The 18,503-nt window shown below is 52.9% G+C and carries 15 protein-coding genes and 1 pseudogene; 6 read left to right on the top strand and 10 right to left on the bottom strand.

The genetic code is table 11. The features are described from left to right. Window positions 1-16: 16 nt before the first annotated feature. The 5 genes from EOJ37_RS03625 to EOJ37_RS03605 form a co-directional block, all read right to left on the bottom strand. A complete protein-coding gene (locus EOJ37_RS03625) occupies window positions 17-409 on the bottom strand; it encodes an allophanate hydrolase-related protein (RefSeq protein WP_127957899.1) in 393 nt (130 codons plus the stop codon). 12 nt (window positions 410-421) lie between these two features. Further along, entirely contained in the window at window positions 422-1,387 is a 966-nt protein-coding gene (arcC, locus tag EOJ37_RS03620) for a carbamate kinase (protein WP_127957897.1), read from the bottom strand. After that, complete coding sequence (locus tag EOJ37_RS03615) at window positions 1,384-2,805, bottom strand: YlbE family protein (RefSeq protein ID WP_127957895.1); 1,422 nt, start codon at window positions 2,803-2,805, stop codon at window positions 1,384-1,386. Before EOJ37_RS03615 ends, arcC begins: the two co-directional genes overlap by 4 nt. Beyond that, complete coding sequence (fdrA, locus tag EOJ37_RS03610) at window positions 2,802-4,361, bottom strand: acyl-CoA synthetase FdrA (RefSeq protein ID WP_127957957.1); 1,560 nt, start codon at window positions 4,359-4,361, stop codon at window positions 2,802-2,804. Before fdrA ends, EOJ37_RS03615 begins: the two co-directional genes overlap by 4 nt. Before the next feature lie 94 nt (window positions 4,362-4,455). Further along, the gene (locus EOJ37_RS03605; RefSeq protein WP_127957893.1) at window positions 4,456-5,124 is read right to left on the bottom strand and encodes a cysteine hydrolase family protein; all 669 of its coding nucleotides are present in this window, start codon (window positions 5,122-5,124) and stop codon (window positions 4,456-4,458) included. A gap of 502 nt (window positions 5,125-5,626) precedes the next feature. On the opposite strand from EOJ37_RS03605, the gene ubiT reads away from it, so the two are divergent. Together ubiT and EOJ37_RS03595 are read left to right on the top strand one after the other, a co-directional pair. Further along, the gene (gene ubiT / locus EOJ37_RS03600) at window positions 5,627-6,148 is read left to right on the top strand and encodes a ubiquinone anaerobic biosynthesis accessory factor UbiT (protein ID WP_127957891.1); all 522 of its coding nucleotides are present in this window, start codon (window positions 5,627-5,629) and stop codon (window positions 6,146-6,148) included. Beyond that, window positions 6,142-6,645 (top strand): GNAT family N-acetyltransferase, encoded by a 504-nt coding sequence (locus EOJ37_RS03595; RefSeq protein ID WP_127957889.1) that lies wholly within the window; start codon window positions 6,142-6,144, stop codon window positions 6,643-6,645. The genes ubiT and EOJ37_RS03595 overlap by 7 nt, the downstream gene beginning before the upstream one ends. Before the next feature lie 16 nt (window positions 6,646-6,661). Here EOJ37_RS03595 and EOJ37_RS03590 read toward each other — a convergent pair whose 3' ends face one another. Genes EOJ37_RS03590 through serB form a run of 3 tightly spaced genes read right to left on the bottom strand, consistent with a single transcriptional unit; the run spans window position 6,662 to window position 9,328 of the window. Continuing rightward, a complete protein-coding gene (locus tag EOJ37_RS03590) occupies window positions 6,662-6,961 on the bottom strand; it encodes a GIY-YIG nuclease family protein (RefSeq protein WP_162473649.1) in 300 nt (99 codons plus the stop codon). 5 nt (window positions 6,962-6,966) lie between these two features. Next, on the bottom strand, window positions 6,967-8,346 hold the full coding sequence (radA, locus tag EOJ37_RS03585) for a DNA repair protein RadA (protein ID WP_127957887.1): 1,380 nt from the start codon (window positions 8,344-8,346) through the stop codon (window positions 6,967-6,969). 4 nt (window positions 8,347-8,350) lie between these two features. After that, on the bottom strand, window positions 8,351-9,328 hold the full coding sequence (gene serB / locus EOJ37_RS03580; RefSeq protein ID WP_127957885.1) for a phosphoserine phosphatase: 978 nt from the start codon (window positions 9,326-9,328) through the stop codon (window positions 8,351-8,353). Between the two features lie 102 nt (window positions 9,329-9,430). On the opposite strand from serB, the pseudogene EOJ37_RS03575 reads away from it, so the two are divergent. Continuing rightward, window positions 9,431-10,081, top strand: a pseudogene (locus tag EOJ37_RS03575) (YtjB family periplasmic protein); the annotation flags it as partial. A 340-nt stretch (window positions 10,082-10,421) separates the two neighbouring features. Here EOJ37_RS03575 and deoD read toward each other — a convergent pair. Then, window positions 10,422-11,153, bottom strand: a complete 732-nt coding sequence (gene deoD / locus EOJ37_RS03570) for a purine-nucleoside phosphorylase (protein WP_127957881.1) — start codon at window positions 11,151-11,153, stop codon at window positions 10,422-10,424. A gap of 329 nt (window positions 11,154-11,482) precedes the next feature. Between deoD and EOJ37_RS03565 the strand changes: the two genes are divergently transcribed. The 3 genes from EOJ37_RS03565 (at window position 11,483) to acs (ending at window position 16,630) form a co-directional block, all read left to right on the top strand. Continuing rightward, a complete protein-coding gene (locus EOJ37_RS03565) occupies window positions 11,483-11,764 on the top strand; it encodes a hypothetical protein (protein ID WP_155522475.1) in 282 nt (93 codons plus the stop codon). An 11-nt stretch (window positions 11,765-11,775) separates the two neighbouring features. Next, the gene (locus EOJ37_RS03560; protein WP_127957877.1) at window positions 11,776-14,139 is read left to right on the top strand and encodes a glycoside hydrolase family 31 protein; all 2,364 of its coding nucleotides are present in this window, start codon (window positions 11,776-11,778) and stop codon (window positions 14,137-14,139) included. 496 nt (window positions 14,140-14,635) lie between these two features. After that, window positions 14,636-16,630 carry an acetate--CoA ligase gene (gene acs / locus EOJ37_RS03555; RefSeq protein WP_127957875.1) on the top strand — a complete coding sequence of 665 codons (1,995 nt, stop codon included), beginning with the start codon at window positions 14,636-14,638 and terminating at the stop codon, window positions 16,628-16,630. A 369-nt stretch (window positions 16,631-16,999) separates the two neighbouring features. Here acs and xseA read toward each other — a convergent pair whose 3' ends face one another. Next, window positions 17,000-18,358: an exodeoxyribonuclease VII large subunit gene (gene xseA, locus EOJ37_RS03550; protein WP_127957873.1), complete on the bottom strand. Its 1,359-nt coding sequence runs from the start codon at window positions 18,356-18,358 to the stop codon at window positions 17,000-17,002. Window positions 18,359-18,503 lie beyond the last annotated feature (145 nt).

Below are 18,503 nucleotides of genomic sequence, written 5' to 3'. Positions count from 1 at the left end.
AGTGAGCGAGGCCGCGTTAACTGGCGAAATATTCACCGGTGTAGTGACGCCAACCACCGTGTTCAGTGATCTCTTTTTGCCCTTCAACCAACCAGGGTTCTGCCAACACCCCCAGTACTTCGCTACCATCCTGTAGCTTCACTTTACCGATCGACAGCCCAGCCGGTTCACTCAACAGCAGCGTCGCAAATGATGCTAACGGCAGTTGCCACAGTTCCAGATCAACAGAAACGCCCCCCTGTTGCACTCGGATCATGCCCGGATGGCGATCATTGATACTCCATATGCGGTAATGCGCGTCGGTTTTATCTTCGCGCACAAATACACCACCGGCGGCGGTCATATTGCCGTTTAGCTCCAAACCGCGCATCAAGGTGCCGTTAACTGCCACTAACGTTGTCTGACTCATCGTGTTTCCTGCTTAAAGTGAGTGGCCAATCCAGGTGCCAGTTTGACGGTTCAAAGCGGCTTTGATCGCCTGTGGGCTAGTGATCAAACCCTGACCTGGCTTACCTTGTTGTTCACTGTTAATAACAAAACGTAAAATCGCTTCTACTTTTGGCTGCATACTGCCAGCACCAAACTGCCCTTGTTGTAGCAACTGCTGCGCCTGTTCAATGCTTAAATGATCCAGCCACTGCTGTTCTGGGGTGCCAAAGTTGATCGCGACCTGCTCGACTCCGGTTGGGATCATCAGCAGATCAGCACCCAGTTGCTCAGCCAATAGTGCAGAAGCGAGATCTTTATCGATCACTGCTTCGACGCCTCGCAGTTGCTGCTGCTGATCCTGCACCACCGGAATACCGCCCCCGCCACAAGCGATGACAATACAACCTTGTGCCAATAGCTGTGCGATCACATCCCGCTCAATAATCGCCAGCGGCATCGGTGAAGGTACCGTGCGACGCCAACCGCGTCCGGCATCTTCCATCACTGTCCAACCAAGTTGCTGTTGGCGCAGCAGTGCCGTCTGCTGATCGAAAAAAGCCCCGACCGGCTTACTCGGGTGTTGAAACGCAGCATCATCAGCATCGACCCGTGTTTGTGTCACCACCGTCACTACCGGCCGTTGGATCCCTCGGCGCTGCAATTCGTTATGCAGCGCTTTCTGAAACATGTAGCCAATCGCGCCCTGTGTATCACCCACTGCATAATCAAGCGGTACCGGTGCGACTTCTTCTTGCGCCAACTCTGAACGGCGCAGGATAAAACCCACCTGCGGCCCGTTGCCGTGTGTTAGCACCAGATCCCAGCCGGCTTCGATCATCTCAACCACGTGCTGCACAGTGGCAACCACTGCCTGATACTGATCGGGAATGCTGTTGTGTTTATCATCCTGGATTAAAGCGTTGCCACCCACGGCGACAACGGCTAATGGTCGGCTCATGCTGATTCTCCTGCCGGTAATGTTTTTGCCAATGCACTGATAGCGTCAACAAAACAGGGCATGGGTGCGGTGGTGATACCGGCACCGATCTGCCCTACTCCGGCCTGCTTATGTGCAATACCGGTGTTGATCACTGGCAGGATCTGACGATCTGCCACTTTACGGGCATCAATCCCGGCTGCAGTGGGCGCAAAGTTGAGTGCCGGTAAGGTAAATGCGGGGTTGCCACCTAGGCTGATCGCCTGCATTCGCCGACTGTTGTTGGTGGCATCGGCTGGCGTGCCACCGACAAATTTGACGATCGCCGGTGAGGAGGCCATGGCAAAACCACCGACCCCGGCAGTTTCCGTGATCGCGCTGTCACCCAAATCCGCAGCGGCATCATCGACACCAAAACCAGGGAAGAACAGCCCTTCTACCGCATTAGCCGGAGCCTGGAACCAGTGCTCGCCTGTGCCTGAGAGACGAATGCCAAAGTTAACCCCGTTACGCGCCATTACGGTTACCATTGAGCTGTATGGCACATTGGCGGCTGCATCCATCATCGCTTTGCAGGCAGCCATCGATAGGTTGAGGAAAAAGTGATCGTTACCGGTAATAAAGGCCATCACACGCTGTAGAGTCTCCAGCGGCAGTTGGCTACTGAGCAACGCGGGGATCAGGCGTTTAATCAGCAACCCTGTCGCCGCTGCATTGCGATTGTGTACCTCATCGCCCATGTGCAGTGCTTGTGCCATCAACGGTTTCAGTTCCAATTCACCCAGTTGGCGCACCGCCTGTTTTAACGCCGGTGCCAGTTCCTGCTTCATCCAGTGCAGGCGCTGTAGTACTTCGTCGTTATTGGCGCCAAAGCGCAAGACTTTGCCTAACCCTTCATTAAAATTGCTAAATGCACGCTGGCCGTTGGTTTTGTTTTCAATTACCCATACTGGCATTGAAGGGCTAATAATCCCAGCCATTGGCCCCACCGCCTGATGGTGGTGGCACGGCTCCAGATCGACCTGCCCATCCAGTACCAGACGCTCAGCAGCCTGGTGATCTGCCGCCCAACCTTCAAACAGGATCGCACCAATAATCGCCCCTTGTACCGGGCCACACATCTCTGGCCAGGCAATCGGTGGGCCGGAGTGCAGGATCAGTTTGCGTTGCTGCATCGCGGTGATCGCTTCTGCGGCGCTCATCACGTCCACCAATACCGGTTGAGCACTCAAATAGCGCTCAAAGGCGATTTGGTTCGCCTGCTCGACCAACGGGTGCGCAATCAATGCCGCCAGATCCAGGCCAGCCTGAATATTGCCCATTGCCGGTGGCTGCCACTGTAGTGGTATCACATCACCTTGTGCTTGCTTTAAATTTTCGGCAAAACCGGCTAATCCGGCGTTCACCACTTTGAGTGGTTGTTGGAATAGTGGGTTCATGCTGTCTCTCCGTTTTTCTCCGCCTGGATACCGGCAATCTCGCTTGCCCACAACGCAGCTTGTGCGTTGCAACCGGCAATCAGTACTCCCGCTTCACGCAGTGCTGAAATTTGGCGCGAACGCTGCTGCGGATCAGCCTCTGTGCCACAAACATGGGCAATCAACACTGGCCCTTGAGGAGTGTGATGCTGTTTCAGCACGTCGAGCAGTTCTGTTGCCGGTTCTGCCGCTGCGCCATAACCCAATACCAGATCAAACAGTACCACTGCGGTATCGGCATCATTCAATTCGGCGGCAATACGCTGGTTACGCAGGGTAGGATCGATCATGGGGTGTGGTCGGCCACGCGTGAAATCATCATCCCCCATGTCGATCAGGGTATGGCCAAAACTGTGCCAGATATCTTCCAGCCGGAGATTGCCTTTTACCGGGGTATTGGAGGTGGCCATGAACCCTTGCTGCTGGCAGAGTAGCTGCGCTTCGTAGCAGAAAGTGCCACCAGCAAACACACCACGGATCGCGCGGCGATCCGCCGGGAGTTGTGCGCTAGCCTGTTGCAGCATCTGGCGATGTTGTGCCGGCAGTTGTGCTACCGAAACCGGCGTTGCTTGGTGATTTAACAGCGCAACCGCCAGTTCAGCCGCATCGGCCAGGGTATTGGCAACCGTGATGCCGCTGCGCGCGACTTCTTCAGCCGCAGCACCTAAAAAGTTGACTACCACAGGCTTACCACAGGCTTGGGCGCGTTGCAAAATACGTTCTGCGACTGGACGTGCCGGCGGTTTTGAGATCAGTACGATCACTTGTGTCGCCGCATCGGCTGCCAGTGCTTCCAGCCCATGTAACATTGAGATACCGCCAATTGCTTCATGCAGATCGTGTCCGCCAGTGCCGAGTGCTTGTGAGATACCGGCACCCAGTTGATCAATACGGCAAGTGACCTCTTGCAGGCCGGTGCCAGAAGCCCCAACAACACCTATCGCCCCTGTTTTGACCACATTGGCAAAACCGAGTGGCATTCCATTGATGATCGCGGTACCGCAATCTGGCCCCATCACTAAGCGATTTTTGCGCTCAGCCAACAGTTTGATTTCTCGCTCCTGCTCCAGGCTAACATTGTCGCTAAACAGCATCACATTCATGCCGAGATGGAGCGCTTTAATCGCCTCTGCCGCCGCATAATCACCCGGTACTGAGATCAGTGCCAGGTTGATCTCCGGCTGCTGCTCAGCCGCCATCGCCAGGCTGACTAACTGTGGCGCCCGTGGCCCATCACTACTGTTTTCCTGCGGTTTACTGGTCAGCCGCTGCTGAGCAAGCTCTAATGCCTGCTGGCAGGCTGCCTCGTCACCACGCACTGCGATCACCAGATCATTTGGCCCTGCCTGACAACCACTGTCCAAACCTGCATCTCGCAGTTGGATCAGGTTTGTTTCGCTGCCCATCACTACCGAAGCCTGCTCAATACCAGGCAACTTGTTCAGTTGCGCAGAGATCTGCATCAACGAAACCGAGTCCTGATAAAGATTGGCAAAAACTTTCTGCATTACACTCATCGCATGTACCTGTTTACCGTTTGCTAGCGGATCACACTTATCCTGTGTGGCCAACACTGTTGGCCATCTCCCTGCAAGCTAGTTAGTGGAGAGATTAACCCTGCAAGCCAGTAATAATGGCATCGGCATGGCTGACCCAGCCAAAAATAGCGCCCTGCGCTTTGATCATTTCCAGGGCATATTTCTGGAATTCGGGGAAATAAGAACCGACGCAATCTTCCGGAATAATGCATTCGTAACCACGGTCATTGGCTTCACGCACGGTGGTGTTGACGCAGACTTCGGTGGTCACGCCACAGACGATCAAGGTTTTAATGCCGCGATTTTGCAGGATCAAATGCAGATCAGTCTGGTAAAACGCACCTTTGCCTGGCTTGTCGATCACCGGCTCACCCGCTTGTGGATAGAGTTCAGGAATGATGTCGTGACCAGCTTCACCACGTACCAGAATGCGCCCCATCGGACCATGGGTGCCGATAAATGTCTGGCCGCCACGGGTCAGTTTTGCTGGTGGGCAGTCAGTCAGATCAGCACGGTGGCCTTCACGAGTGTGGATCACCAGCAGGCCCTGACGGCGCGCTGCGGCTAACACTTGTTTGCACGGTTCAATCGCACTGCGCACAAAAGAAACATCGTTACCTAGCGCCTCGCCAAAGCCACCCGGTTCAACAAAATCACGCTGCATGTCGATCATCACCAGTGCGGTGCTGGCAATATCAAATGGCAGGGCAAAGGGTTCGGCATGAAAACTTTTCTGTGTCATACAATCTCTCCTGAAACATGGTGGGATGGCGCTGATGCCAATAATCCTGATAACTAATGGCAGTATAGTAAGAGCCTGCTGCGAGAAAAGGACAGACAAACAATTTGCTGTGCAGCAACGAAAATTTTGTAACCTGCCTACATCGGCTGCATTGACGCTTGCACAATCTGCTGCCAGCGCTCAGGTTCAATTTTGTTGATAGAAAAGCGCGATCAAGCACAAAAAAATCGTTGTCAGAATGTGCGCTGGCTCTCTCAGTAGCGTGGTGAATATTGGCTTACTGGCCGAGTGTGTTACTGTCTCTATTGGCAATAGCGCGCCGTGCATCATTAACAATGCCGAGCTACGCTTAGAGCCAGACTCAGCAGCAACAACAAAACCGGCTATGTTTGATAAATCACACCAGCACAGTGAATATCGAAATGAATTGCACTATTGTTGATATTCAATGCTGGCAGCGAATGGCAAAATAGCCGCAATACATTTAAGAGGAGTCAACACAGTGTTGCAAAAACTGCGGGCACACATGGTGCAGCAAGCACCGTCGCTGTTGCGTATCCCGTTAAAATACACCCCATTCTCTTTACAGCGTCAGTTGTTAGAGCAGGTGTTGGGCTGGCAATTTCGTCAGGCGTTGTCAGAAGGTGAGTTGGCGTTTCTTGAAGCGCGCTGGTTAAAAATTGAAGTGCGCGATCTCGGGTTGCAGTGGTTTATGACGCTGGAGAATAACCGGCTGGTGGTTCGCCAGCAGGCACAGGCTGATGTCAGCTTCAGTGCTGATGCCAATGATCTGATCCTGATTGCCGCGCATAAACAAGATCCCGATACGCTGTTCTTTCAACGCCGCTTGCAGATCGAAGGTGATACCGAGCTGGGGCTGTATGTCAAAAATCTGCTCGATGCCATCGATCTGGATCAAATGCCAGCACCACTGCGTATTACGCTGTTGCAACTGGCTAACTTTGTTGAAGCGGGTCTACAGGAGGGCACGGTGCAGTCTAACCGTGTGGTGCCATCATGCTAATTCGTGTCGAAATACCGGTTGATGCTCCAGGCATCGACGCACTGTTACGTAGCGCATTTGCCAGCAGTGCAGAAGCAGAGCTTGTACAGCAGCTACGTGAAGAGGGATTGTTAACACTGGGGATTGTTGCCACTGATGACGAGGGGCAGGTGGTGGGTTATGCCGCCTTTAGTCCGGTGGAGGTTGCCGGAGAGGATCGGCTATGGGTTGGGTTAGCGCCGATTGCGGTAGATCAGCGTCTGCGCGGTCAAGGGTTGGGGCAGCAGTTAATCTATGAGGGGCTGGATGCGCTGAACGAATTCAGTTATGCCGCCGTGGTGGTGCTAGGCGATGCCGCCTATTATCAACGTTTCGGTTTTCAACTGGCGACACAGCATCATCTGCACTGTCGCTGGCCTGGAACAGAACAAGCCTTTCTGGTCTATCCGCTGGCAGAGAATGCACTTGATAACCTACAAGGGCTGGTCGAGTATTCAGCCCCCTTCAATCGCTTTTAAGTCGATGGTTGTTAACTCAAGTGTTGCCTAGTTCTGCCTGTAACTGGCTCAATGAGAGAGGCGCCTGCTGCACTAGCCTCTCCTTCTGTTTTTTGCTCAACTGCTTGATTTGATACTCCAACTGTAGCGCGGTTGAATGATCACCCACTTCACACTGCAGCAACAGAGTTAATGTCCCTTTGCCACGTAATGCCTTAGCACCATTACCGTTTTGATGCTGTCTGATCCGCCGCGTGACATCGGTGCTAATGCCGGTGTACAGCATCCCGGTTGCGGTGCGTAGTATATACAGCGACCAGCCTGACAACGCTGCCATCGAAGTCACAAATCAGCCAGTGCACTCAGTGCGTCAGCCAGCTTTTTCACTCCCAATACCTGCATATTCGCCGGCGGCTTTTTCGGTACATTAGCATGCGGCACAATGGCACGTCGGAAGCCGTGCTTCGCCGCTTCAGAGATGCGCTCCTGGCCACTCGGCACCGGGCGGATCTCTCCGGCCAGCCCCACTTCACCAAATACCACCAGATCATTCGGCAGTGGACGATCTCGCAGGCTGGAGACCAGTGCCAGTAACAGCGCCAGATCGGCACTGGTTTCGTTGACTTTGACACCACCAACTACATTGACAAAAACATCCTGATCAGACATCTGTAAGCCGCCATGCCGATGTAGCACCGCCAGCAAGATCGCCAGACGGTTCTGCTCCAATCCCACCGCAACACGCCGTGGATTGGCCATCATCGATTGGTCTACCAATGCCTGAATTTCCACCAGCAGTGGGCGGGTGCCTTCCCAAACCACCATCACCGAGCTGCCAGAGGTCACCTCTTCACCACGGCTAAGAAAAATCGCTGAAGGGTTGCTCACTTCACGCAACCCCTGTTCAGTCATGGCAAAAACACCTAGCTCATTCACGGCACCAAAACGGTTTTTGTGACTGCGCAAGGTGCGAAAACGGGAATCAGCATCACCATCAAGCAGCACTGAGCAGTCGATACAGTGTTCAAGCACCTTCGGCCCAGCCAATGAGCCATCTTTGGTAACGTGGCCAACCATGATGATCGCGACTCCCCGAGTTTTGGCAAAGCGCGTCAAATAAGCTGCGGTTTCACGCACCTGCGCCACGCTACCGGGTGAGGATTGAATATCAGCCAAGTGCATCACCTGGATTGAGTCAATTACCATCAGTTTCGGCTGTTCTTGCTCAGCAATCAGGCAGATCTGTTCAATGCTGGTCTCCGAGAGCATGTTGAGTTCAGCCATCGGCAGGCCTAAGCGGTGCGCACGCATCGCTACCTGTTGCAGTGACTCTTCACCGGTGACATACAGGGTTTTCATCTGTTGTGCCAGTTTGCACAGCACCTGTAACAGCAAGGTGCTCTTTCCGGCACCCGGGTTGCCACCGATCAGGATCGCACTGCCTGGCACTACTCCACCACCGAGTACACGATCAAACTCAGCAAAACCGCTAGAGAAACGCGGCAGTGCCTCCAAGCTGATATCGGCCAGTTTCTGTACTTTGCTGCCGCCGGCATCACCGGCATAACCGCTTAAACGCTCGCCGCGTGCCGAAGCAGCCGCTGCCAAACGGATTTCAGTGATGCTGTTCCAGGCATGGCAGGCGCTGCACTGACCCTGCCAGCGCGGGTAATCCGCTCCGCACTCATTGCAGACAAACGCCCGTTTTACCGCTTTAGCCACTGGATCACCTCTCGTGCCGTTTCAGGCTACTGCTCAGCACACAGAGTACGCCGAGCAGGTCGGCATGGCGGATCGCGATCGGTGCCTGCTGATCAACTTTCGGTTTCGCGTGGTAGGCGATACCCAATCCAGCACCCTGGATCATCTTCAGATCGTTGGCACCATCACCAATCGCCACGGTCTGTTGCAGTGGGATCGCCAACTGTTCTGCCAGTGCGCGTAGCGTATCCGCTTTCAATTGAGCATCAACAATCGGCCCCAGCACAGCACCGGTCAATTTACCGTCGCGGATCTCCAATTCATTGGCAGCAACTGCCACCAGCTTTAATTGGTCACGCAGGTAGTCGGCATAGTAGGTAAAGCCACCCGAGGCGATCGCAACCTGCCAGCCAAACGCCTGTAATTTGGCGATCAGGCTGGTTAAACCCGGCATTAACGGTAAATTTTCACGCACTTGTTGCAGGATCGCGGCGTCAGCACCTTTTAACATGGCTACCCGTTCACGCAGACTGGCGACAAAATCGAGTTCACCGCGCATCGCCCGCTCCGTCACTGCGGCTACTTTATCTCCGACACCGGCAAGCCTGGCAATTTCGTCAATACACTCAATCTGGATAGCGGTTGAATCCATATCCATCACCAGTAAGCCGGGGGCATGCAGATGTGGAATTTTACCCAATGCCGCCACATCCAGCCCGCTCTCGGTTGCCAGTTGGTTCGCCGCAGCAGATAATGTACCGGCCAGACGCACAATTTGATAATCTTCTACGCACCAGGCAGCAACAATCACCAACGCACTGCCCAATTTGCGCTGAAATTGCGTAATACGTTGTTTATCAAGTTTTTTGCCATATAATAACCAACCTGTATTCCCGGCTCGATAATCGAGTGGTGTCACTTCATCACCACTGAGTGAGAGGGGAAGCCCCGGCCATTGCGCAATCTCCGGGGGAAGATCGCAGTAGGTGAGACTATTTGGCATGTTGAACTCCTAAAAGTGCTGCATAATAAAATGACACATCCGAACTATCCTAGCGTGGTTGCCGCTGGCAACACAATGTGTCCAATCGTTAAGGGAAGCCTGATGGCGAGAGCGAAACTGAAATTCTACCTGCACCGCAGTGTCCTGGCACTCATTTGCCTCGGCTTAATGGTGCTGTTAATGCAAGGCGCGTCCTATTTTAGCTTGAACCATCAAGTGACGCGATCAGAACAGATTGAAGAGCTGGCACAAACTTTCACCAAACAGGTGGCATTTAGTCTGGCACCGCTGATGAGTGATGCTGGCAATATTGATAGCGATCGTATCGATGGTGCGCTGAAACTACTCACTTTCCATAGCCGTATTCTTGATGCCAGTGTTTATCAGGTCGATGGCGGTCTGATCGCTCATGCCGGTGAACAGATTGTGCTGCGTGATCGCTTGGCGCTCGATGGCAAACGCCCTGGCAGTTACTTTAACCGTCAACTGGTCGAACCGATTTTTAACAATAATGTGCTGCTGGGTTTCCTGCGCGTCACCCTCGACACCCACGTGCTGGCTACCGAGTCACAGCAGGTTGACAACACCACCAATATGATTCGGCTAATGCTGATCCTGGCGCTGGTGATTGGCATTGTTCTGGCACGCACGCTGCTACAGGGGCAACCTACTGGCTGGCAACAATCGCCCTATCTGCTCACCGCCAACAGCTCGGCAACCCAGGCTAATAGCAGCCAATCAGCCAACACACCGTACAACGCGACCAGCAGTAAAGTGACCACGCCGATACCGAACGCCAATACGAGCAGTAGCGGCGTTATTAACAGCAACATTAACAACACCCAGGCGGCCAACCCTGTTGTCACCAGTCCGTTGGCGGCGTCTGTCACTGCCACTCACGCAACCACGACAACGGCTACCACTAGCGGTGCGTCAGTAACAACCAAACGGGGAAACATCAAACCACGCGCTGAGCGCAACAAACTGAAAACAGAGCGTTGATCGGCTAAGTCTGCATTATGGTTAGCCCTGCTGTTTTAAGCATGGCAACAGGTTAAAAACGGCGCAGTAATCTGCGCCGTGCAACAACAGATTACGCCTGATCACCCAGCAAGACTGACTCCAGCGCAATCACTACCATCTCATTGAAGGTGCTCTGCCGTTCCGCTGAGCTGGTCGCTTCATGACGCAGGATGTGATCCGATACGGTACAGATGGTCATCGCTTTGCAGCCAAACTCCTCCTGCAATTCACCAATCACACCGTAAATCCCAGCGGCTTCCATCTCCACCCCCAGGATGCCGTACTGCTTCATCACTTGGAACATCTGCGGATCCGGGGTGTAGAACAGCTCCGCCGAGAAGATATTACCAACGCGTACTGCAATGCCCTGAGCTGCAGCAGCATCGACAGCATTACGCACCATGTCAAAATCAGCAGTTGCCGCATAATCGTGATCTTTAAACCGGATGCGGTTCACTTTAGAGTCGGTACAAGCGCCAAGGCCAATGATTACATCACGCAATTTCACATCATCACGCACCGCGCCACAGGAGCCGACACGGATAATCTTCTTCACACCAAACTCAACAATCAGTTCACGTGCGTAGATCGAACAGGAAGGGATCCCCATGCCATGACCCATCACGGAGATTTTACGTCCCTTGTAGTAGCCGGTAAAACCCAACATGCCACGAACGTTGTTCACTTCAACCGCCTGCTCAAGGAAGGTCTCGGCAATGTATTTTGCCCGCAGAGGATCTCCTGGCATCAATACAACATCGGCAAAGTCACCCATTTCTGCGTTAATATGTGGTGTAGCCACTCTATTTTCCTCCAAATTTATCAGCAATATCCAGCTGGTCACGTTACTGTGAGAGACAGGTAAACTGCAAGTTAAATCAGCAAACAACAAACAATCCGCGCTATTTATCCTGCGATTAAGCACTGCCACGATATCAAATCAGCAGCATACTAAGCACACACATCGACTGGTATACCAATCTAGCTATTTATTAGGCCAATTCTGTTGAGTTGAAGGACAAGTTGGAGTATTTTAGCCAGCAACACTGTGGTAATCGTATCCAGCCCGATGGACAATCCTGTCGGGCGTCAATACTGCACAACAGCAACGCAAACGAGAAACAGATGTGTGTGAAATTTAACCAGGGAATAGAGAATCCCCCATTGCTGCCATCGCACCCTGGTCTGGCTTATTTCAAGCCAATGCCCTCACCATCGGTTGCACTCTGGCCATCGCCAATTGGCAACAGCGCTTCTAACCCTCTTGCCGGTTATCTACTCGAGCTGCCACTGCGTTGTCTCACTACCCGCAACGCTCGTCCACACCGCATCACCCTGGCTGGTCTACAGTCTGTCGCTCGCCGCTGGCACAGCTCACCTGCTATGGCAAAGAATCCTCAATTATTTTGTTAAGTTGACTACCTATGAAAACGTTAAAACATTGGACACTGGCGGGACAATACGCTAACCACATTGAGCTGTTAGTCGATCAGCAACACCTGTTTTGCCTCTATGTGTTGGAAAATGATCTGTTCCGGGTGTTGATTAAGCGCCACGGCGAATTGGCGCTGGATCGCACCTGGAGCATTGCACCGCAGCAGGATGTGCCGTGGGAGGGGCGTGATCGTCTCAGTGTCGCCGGTTTCTCTCTGCCAGGTTACCAGCTACAGCAGCATGACAACGCGCTCACCATCAGCAGTTCACAACTACGGGTGACCGTGCATCAACCGCTCTGGTTGGAGTGGGAGTATTGCAATCAAGCTGGAGAGTGGCGCTCATTAACGGCTGATCGCCCGACCAGCGCCTATCTGCTTAATCCGCATGGTGACGGCGTGGCGCACTATCAACAACGTAATAGCACTGAACGCTATTACGGCCTGGGGGAAAAGAGTGGTGATCTGGAGCGCACTGGCCGCCGCTTTGAGATGCGCAACCTCGATGCCATGGGCTACAACGCTGCCAGCACCGATCCACTCTACAAGCACATCCCATTCAGCATCACTTATCGCCCAGAAGTAAGTTTCGGCCTGTTTTATGACAACCTGAGCAACTGCTGGCTCGATCTGGGTAACGAACTGGATAACTACCACCTGCCTTATCGCCGTTATCAAGCCGAAGCCGGTGATCTCGATTACTATCTGCTGCTCGGTTCACGGGTGCTGGATGTCACCAAAGCTTTTGTGCGGCTCACCGGTAAAACGCTATTTGGGCCAAAATGGAGCCTCGGCTACAGCGGCTCAACCATGCATTACACCGACGCCGCCGATGCCCAACAGCAGCTACAGCAGTTTATTAAACTGTGCCACCAACACCGCATTCCCTGTGATTCGTTCCAGCTTTCATCCGGTTACACCTCGATTAATGATAAACGCTATGTGTTTAACTGGAACTACGACAAGGTTCCACAGCCTAAGATGCTGACTGAAGCCTTCCACCAGGCTGGGCTGAAACTGGCCGCCAATATCAAACCCTGTCTACTACAGGATCATCCGCAATATCAACAAGTCGCACAGCAAGGGCTGTTTATTAGTGATTCACAGCACGATCAGCCAGAACGTTCAATCTTCTGGGATGATGAAGGCTCGCACCTCGACTTCACTAACCCGGCCACCGTGCGCTGGTGGCAGCAGGGAGTAACACAGCAGTTGTTGCAGATGGGTATTGATGCTACCTGGAACGACAACAACGAATATGAGGTCTGGGATGGTGAAGCACGTTGTCACGGTTTTGGCAAACCGATCGCCATCAAGCACATCCGCCCAGTGATGCCACTACTGATGATGCGTGCCTCAATGGAAGCACAACTGGAGTTTGCACCAACACTGCGCCCCTATCTGATTTCCCGCTCCGGCTGTGCCGGTATGCAGCGTTATGTGCAGACCTGGAGTGGTGATAACCGTACCAACTGGCAGACACTGCGCTATAACATCCGCATGGGCTTGGGAATGAGCCTGTCCGGCCTGTACAACATCGGGCATGATGTTGGCGGTTTTTCTGGCGACAAACCGGATGCCGAGCTGTTTGTACGCTGGGTGCAAAATGGTGTGATGCATCCCCGTTTTACTATTCATTCTTGGAATGATGATGGCAGTGTCAATGAGCCGTGGATGTACCCGGCGGTGACGGCGACCATTCGTGAGGCAATCAACCTACGCTACCGCTTGTTGCCCTACTTCTACACCCTACTGTGGCAAGCACACGCCGACAACGAGCCGATGCTGCGCCCCACTTTCCTCGATCACCAGCATGATCAACACACCTTCCGTGAATGTGACGATTTTCTGATTGGCCGTGATCTGCTGGTCGCCAGTGTGGTTGAACCTGGAGCAAGAAAACGTGATGTCTATCTGCCAGACAATGGCGAAGGCTGGTACTGCTTTTACAGCGGCCAGTGGTTCAGTGGCGGCCAGACCATCACACTGGAAGCTCCGTTAGAACGTTTGCCCCTACTGGTACGTGCCGGTGCTGGCTTGCCTCTGTCACAGCGGTTAGCGCATGTTGATCGCCAGGCTGACAACCAGCGCACGCTGAAACTGTTCCCCACCAAAGGGTGTGGCCAATCCAGTGGGCTGCTGTTTGAAGATGATGGCGAGAGCTTCGGCTGGCAGCAGGGCAATGCCCTTTGGCTACATTGGCAGATGGAGAGTGACAACCAGCACATCAGGCTGACCTGCTGTAGCGAAGGGCATTTCAAGCCTGGCTGGCACCGGCTCGATATCGAGCTGCCCGCCGGAGAGCAGCGCGCGTTATCGGTCAATGGCGAACCGGTTTGCTATTATCAGTTGTGATGGTCAACTGTGATGCTCGGCTGTGATCACGCGGTGCTTTAGCCAGCAACGCGATGCCATGATAACGTTATCGGGCATCGCGTTTTGCGCTTGCTGAGCATCAGCAAGAACTCGCCACTCAATTGATTAAAAATATTTTTCCTTTTCTGCGCTGTTCAAGCAGCGCGTTTGCATCCTGATCACAAATTATTAACCATTCGCGCTAATCCGTGTGTCAGCAGATAGCCCCACACGTCAAGCCACACCTGATTGAATAATAAACAGAACACCCCACTACACCGCGATTGCCAACGTGGTTCTCTCCCACTCTCACAAATTTTTTAACAAAAAGAAAACAAAAAACAGCATTAATTGGATCATCTGAATATCATTTTTGACATAAACAGTGATCAACCTTTTAAAATTTCATTGGTGCGCTTCGTTAATGCAATACGGCGGTATTGCTCTGTTTCGGTGGCATTAACAATGTCATTGGGTAATTTACTGGAGACTTTCAATGCATAATGAGATTTATGATGTTCCTGATAACTGGGCACAACGCGCCTATGTCAACGCAGCACAATACCAAGCTGAATATGCACGCAGTATTGCCGATCCCGAGGGTTTTTGGGCTGAGCATGGCAAGCGTATCGATTGGTTTAAACCGTTCACCAAAGTCAAAAATAGCTGTTACCACGGCGACAATGTATCAATAAAATGGTTTGAAGATGGTGTCACTAACGTTGCTTATAACTGCTTGGATCGTCATCTGGCGCAACGCGCTGATCAGGTCGCAATTATCTGGGAAGGCGATGATCCGTCAGAGAGCCGTTTGATCACCTACCGTGAACTGCACGCCGAAGTTTGCCGTTTTGCCAATGTGTTACGCAACTGCGGAGTCAACAAAGGAGATCGGGTGACCATTTACATGCCGATGATCCCGGAAACCGCAGCCGCAATGTTAGCCTGTGCCCGGCTGGGAGCGATTCACTCGGTGGTGTTTGGCGGTTTTTCACCCGATTCACTGGCTGGACGCATTGACGACTGCGGCTCACGTGTGGTGATCACCGCAGATGAAGGCGTGCGTGGTGGGCGCAAAATCCCGCTCAAGGTCAATGTTGATCAAGCGATTGTGCGCAGCAGCGAGCAGGTTGATCACGTGATCGTGGTGCGCCGTACCGGTGCCGAAGTGAGAATGCAACCCGGGCGTGATATCTACTACCACGAAGCTGCGGCACAAGTCAGCGACTCTGCCCCATGTGAAGCGATGAACGCAGAAGATCCGCTGTTCGTGCTCTATACCTCCGGCTCGACCGGCAAACCGAAAGGCGTGCTGCACACCACCGGTGGCTACCTGGTCTACGCTTCACTGACTCATCAATATGTCTTTGATTACCACGATGGTGATATCTACTGGTGTACCGCCGATGTCGGCTGGGTGACTGGGCACTCCTATCTGCTGTATGGCCCGCTGGCAAATGGTGCCACCACACTGATGTTTGAAGGGATCCCAAGTTACCCAGACAGCTCGAGATTCTGGAATATTGTTGATAAATATCAAGTTAATATCTTCTACACTGCCCCTACTGCGATCCGCTCATTGATGCGCCTTGGTGATGAATCGGTAAAATCGACCTCTCGCAGTTCGCTGCGTCTGCTCGGTTCTGTTGGCGAACCGCTCAACCCTGAAGCCTGGGAGTGGTACTACCACGTTGTCGGTGAAGAGCGCTGCCCGGTGGTCGATACTTGGTGGCAAACCGAAACCGGCGGTATTCTGATCACACCACTACCTGGCGCGACACGGCTTAAACCGGGTTCGACCACGCGCCCCTTTTTCGGTGTTCAGCCACAAATTGTCGATAATGAAGGAAACGTGTTAGAGGGCGTCTGCGAAGGCAACCTGGTGATCACCGACTCCTGGCCAGGGCAGATGCGCACCGTTTATGGCGACCACGAGCGCTTTGTACAGACCTATTTCTCCACCTATCCAGGCAAATACTTCACCGGTGATGGCTGTCGCCGTGATGCCGATGGCTTTTACTGGATCACTGGGCGTGTCGATGATGTGATCAACGTTTCAGGGCACCGCATGGGCACTGCCGAAATCGAAAGCTCACTGGTTGAACATAAAAAAGTGTCTGAAGCTGCCGTAGTTGGCTATCCACATGATATTAAAGGGCAAGGCATCTACGCTTACGTTACATTGATGAAGGGGATCCAACCTTCGGAACAACTACGCAAAGAGCTAATCACCTGGGTTCGCAGTGAAATTGGCGTGATTGCCACCCCAGATATCATCCAGTTTGCCCCTGGTCTACCGAAGACACGTTCCGGTAAAATTATGCGCCGCATCCTGCGCAAAATCGCCGAAGATGCCTGCGATGCTCTGGGTGATACCTCCACCCTTTCTGATCCGGGAGTATTGGCCGATTTAATTGAAAATCGCCAAAATCGTCAACCTGCTGCCGAGCTAAGCGCCCTATTTTTACCCAACAGTTTAGCCGCCAGTTAACCCCTCCCTTCCCCGGTGACCTCACCTGACCGGTTTTCACTAAAACGGTTAAGGTGAGGTCATTAGGCAGGGCAAGTATTGAATACTTCCCGAAGTACATAACCAGATTATCGGCATCTTCGCCGAACATGAGTATTAGATTTGCCCCATTATCAAAGCAAAAGAACTCTCTAGCTCCTCCCCCTGAGAAGGGGGAGAGTGTAGTCAATGATTGGGCAAAAAACCTTCATGCGTTTGCCCTGCCAGATAGCTTAATTAAAAAATCTATTGCCAGTTTGAGATTATCAACCATAGCTTGGCACCTTCATGGCAAAATGCTGGGCACCAATAACTCCTTGTAAGAGCAATACGCTCTACCTGTTAACACTACTACTGTGGTTTATTGACGTCACTAACCGCCTTCACTTCACTCTCTACCCAGCCATCCACCAAGCGGGTTTGCAATAATGTGCCGATTTGCACCTGGTTAGTGGTTTTCAACACAGCACCTTGTGAGGTTTGCGTCACGCTATAACCACGTGCCAAGGTTGCCAATGGGCTAACCGCTTCAAGCTGACCACAAGCGACAGCAAAACGCTGGCGATAGCTCTGTAACTGCCGTTCGAGCTGTTGTTGTAACCGCTGTCGCTGCTGCTGAAGTTGCTGTTGCAGGCGCATTACCCTGGCATTCGGCGTTTGCTGGCGCAGCCGCTGCTCTAGGTGCTGATGACGATAAACCCAGTGTTGTAAATGACGCTGTAGTGCCTCTTCTAACCGGCGCTGTAGCTTCAGCAGTTGGGTCTGTTGGCGGGCTAAACGTAAATGGGGATGTTGCTGCTGCAAGCGATGATGATAGGTCGCGAGTTGTTGTTGGCGCTGTGCCAAGTAGTAGTCGATCGCGATCCCCAACCGTTGCCACTGTGCCTGTAGCTGGCGCAGTAGCTCCTGTTGATTGCGGCTGACCAGTTCGGCAGCCGCCGAAGGGGTCGGCGCACGTAAATCGGCGACGAAATCGGCGATGGTGACATCGGTTTCGTGCCCCACCGCGCTGACAACCGGGATCGCGCTGGCAAAAATCGCCCGTGCTAGCCGTTCATCGTTAAAACTCCAGAGATCTTCCAGTGAACCACCGCCTCGACCAACGATCAGCACATCACATTCGGCACGGCGGTTGGCGACTTCGATCGCGGCGATGATCTGCAAAACAGCCTCTTCACCCTGCACGGCGGTGGGGTAAATCACCACGGGTAAGGCGGGATCACGCCGTTGTAGCACCTGCAAAATGTCGTGCAACGCCGCACCGCTGGCGGAGGTGATCACACCGACACAGCGTGCCGGACGAGGCAACGGCTGTTTGAACTGTTGATCAAACAGCCCTTCTGCCGCCAAGCGCTGTTTCAACTGTTCAAACCGCTGCTGTAGCAAGCCATCTCCAGCCGGCTGGAGAGTTTCAGCAATCAGCTGGTAATCACCTCGCGGTTCATACAGCGTCAGACTGGCACGAACCAGCACCTGCTGGCCATTTTGTGGCCGAAAGCCAATGTGCCGATTGCTGTTGCGAAACATGGCACAGCGCACTTGAGCACGCTCATCTTTCAGCGTGAAATACCAGTGGCCGGAAGCGGGTTGAGAGAAATTGGAGATTTCTGCACATAGCCAAATCTGCCCCATCTCACTCTCTAAAAGTTGCCTAACATGCTGGTTGAGCTGGCTTACGCTGAAAATTGTCGATGAAGTAGCGAGTGACATGTGATCAAGGTCAAATTACAAAGTCGCGAAAGAATGGGGCGATACTACCGACTGGCGAGTATGAAGCAAGTGTTTTTATCAGAAAGTACTGGAGGCGATCGAGGACGCTCTGTATAATGCCGCGGCAATATTTTATCTTTTCCCC

The organism is Serratia microhaemolytica, from assembly GCF_004011885.1.
GTDB classification, from domain to species: Bacteria; Pseudomonadota; Gammaproteobacteria; order Enterobacterales; family Enterobacteriaceae; genus Serratia_G; species Serratia_G microhaemolytica.
The sequence above is the reverse complement of the archived record's forward strand: the minus strand, read 5'-3'. Positions and strand labels throughout refer to the sequence as shown.

Bases quoted from the DNA above. Each gene is read 5' to 3' on its own strand.
- acs (WP_127957875.1), top strand. From the start codon at position 14,636: ATGCATAATGAGATTTATGATGTTCCTGATAACTGGGCACAACGCGCC.
- EOJ37_RS03605 (WP_127957893.1), bottom strand. From the start codon at position 5,124: ATGACACAGAAAAGTTTTCATGCCGAACCCTTTGCCCTGCCATTTGAT.
- arcC (WP_127957897.1), bottom strand. From the start codon at position 1,387: ATGAGCCGACCATTAGCCGTTGTCGCCGTGGGTGGCAACGCTTTAATC.
- xseA (WP_127957873.1), bottom strand. From the start codon at position 18,358: ATGTCACTCGCTACTTCATCGACAATTTTCAGCGTAAGCCAGCTCAAC.
- EOJ37_RS03595 (WP_127957889.1), top strand. From the start codon at position 6,142: ATGCTAATTCGTGTCGAAATACCGGTTGATGCTCCAGGCATCGACGCA.
- EOJ37_RS03625 (WP_127957899.1), bottom strand. From the start codon at position 409: ATGAGTCAGACAACGTTAGTGGCAGTTAACGGCACCTTGATGCGCGGT.
- serB (WP_127957885.1), bottom strand. From the start codon at position 9,328: ATGCCAAATAGTCTCACCTACTGCGATCTTCCCCCGGAGATTGCGCAA.
- EOJ37_RS03615 (WP_127957895.1), bottom strand. From the start codon at position 2,805: ATGAACCCACTATTCCAACAACCACTCAAAGTGGTGAACGCCGGATTA.
- fdrA (WP_127957957.1), bottom strand. From the start codon at position 4,361: ATGAGTGTAATGCAGAAAGTTTTTGCCAATCTTTATCAGGACTCGGTT.
- EOJ37_RS03560 (WP_127957877.1), top strand. From the start codon at position 11,776: ATGAAAACGTTAAAACATTGGACACTGGCGGGACAATACGCTAACCAC.
- EOJ37_RS03590 (WP_162473649.1), bottom strand. From the start codon at position 6,961: ATGGCAGCGTTGTCAGGCTGGTCGCTGTATATACTACGCACCGCAACC.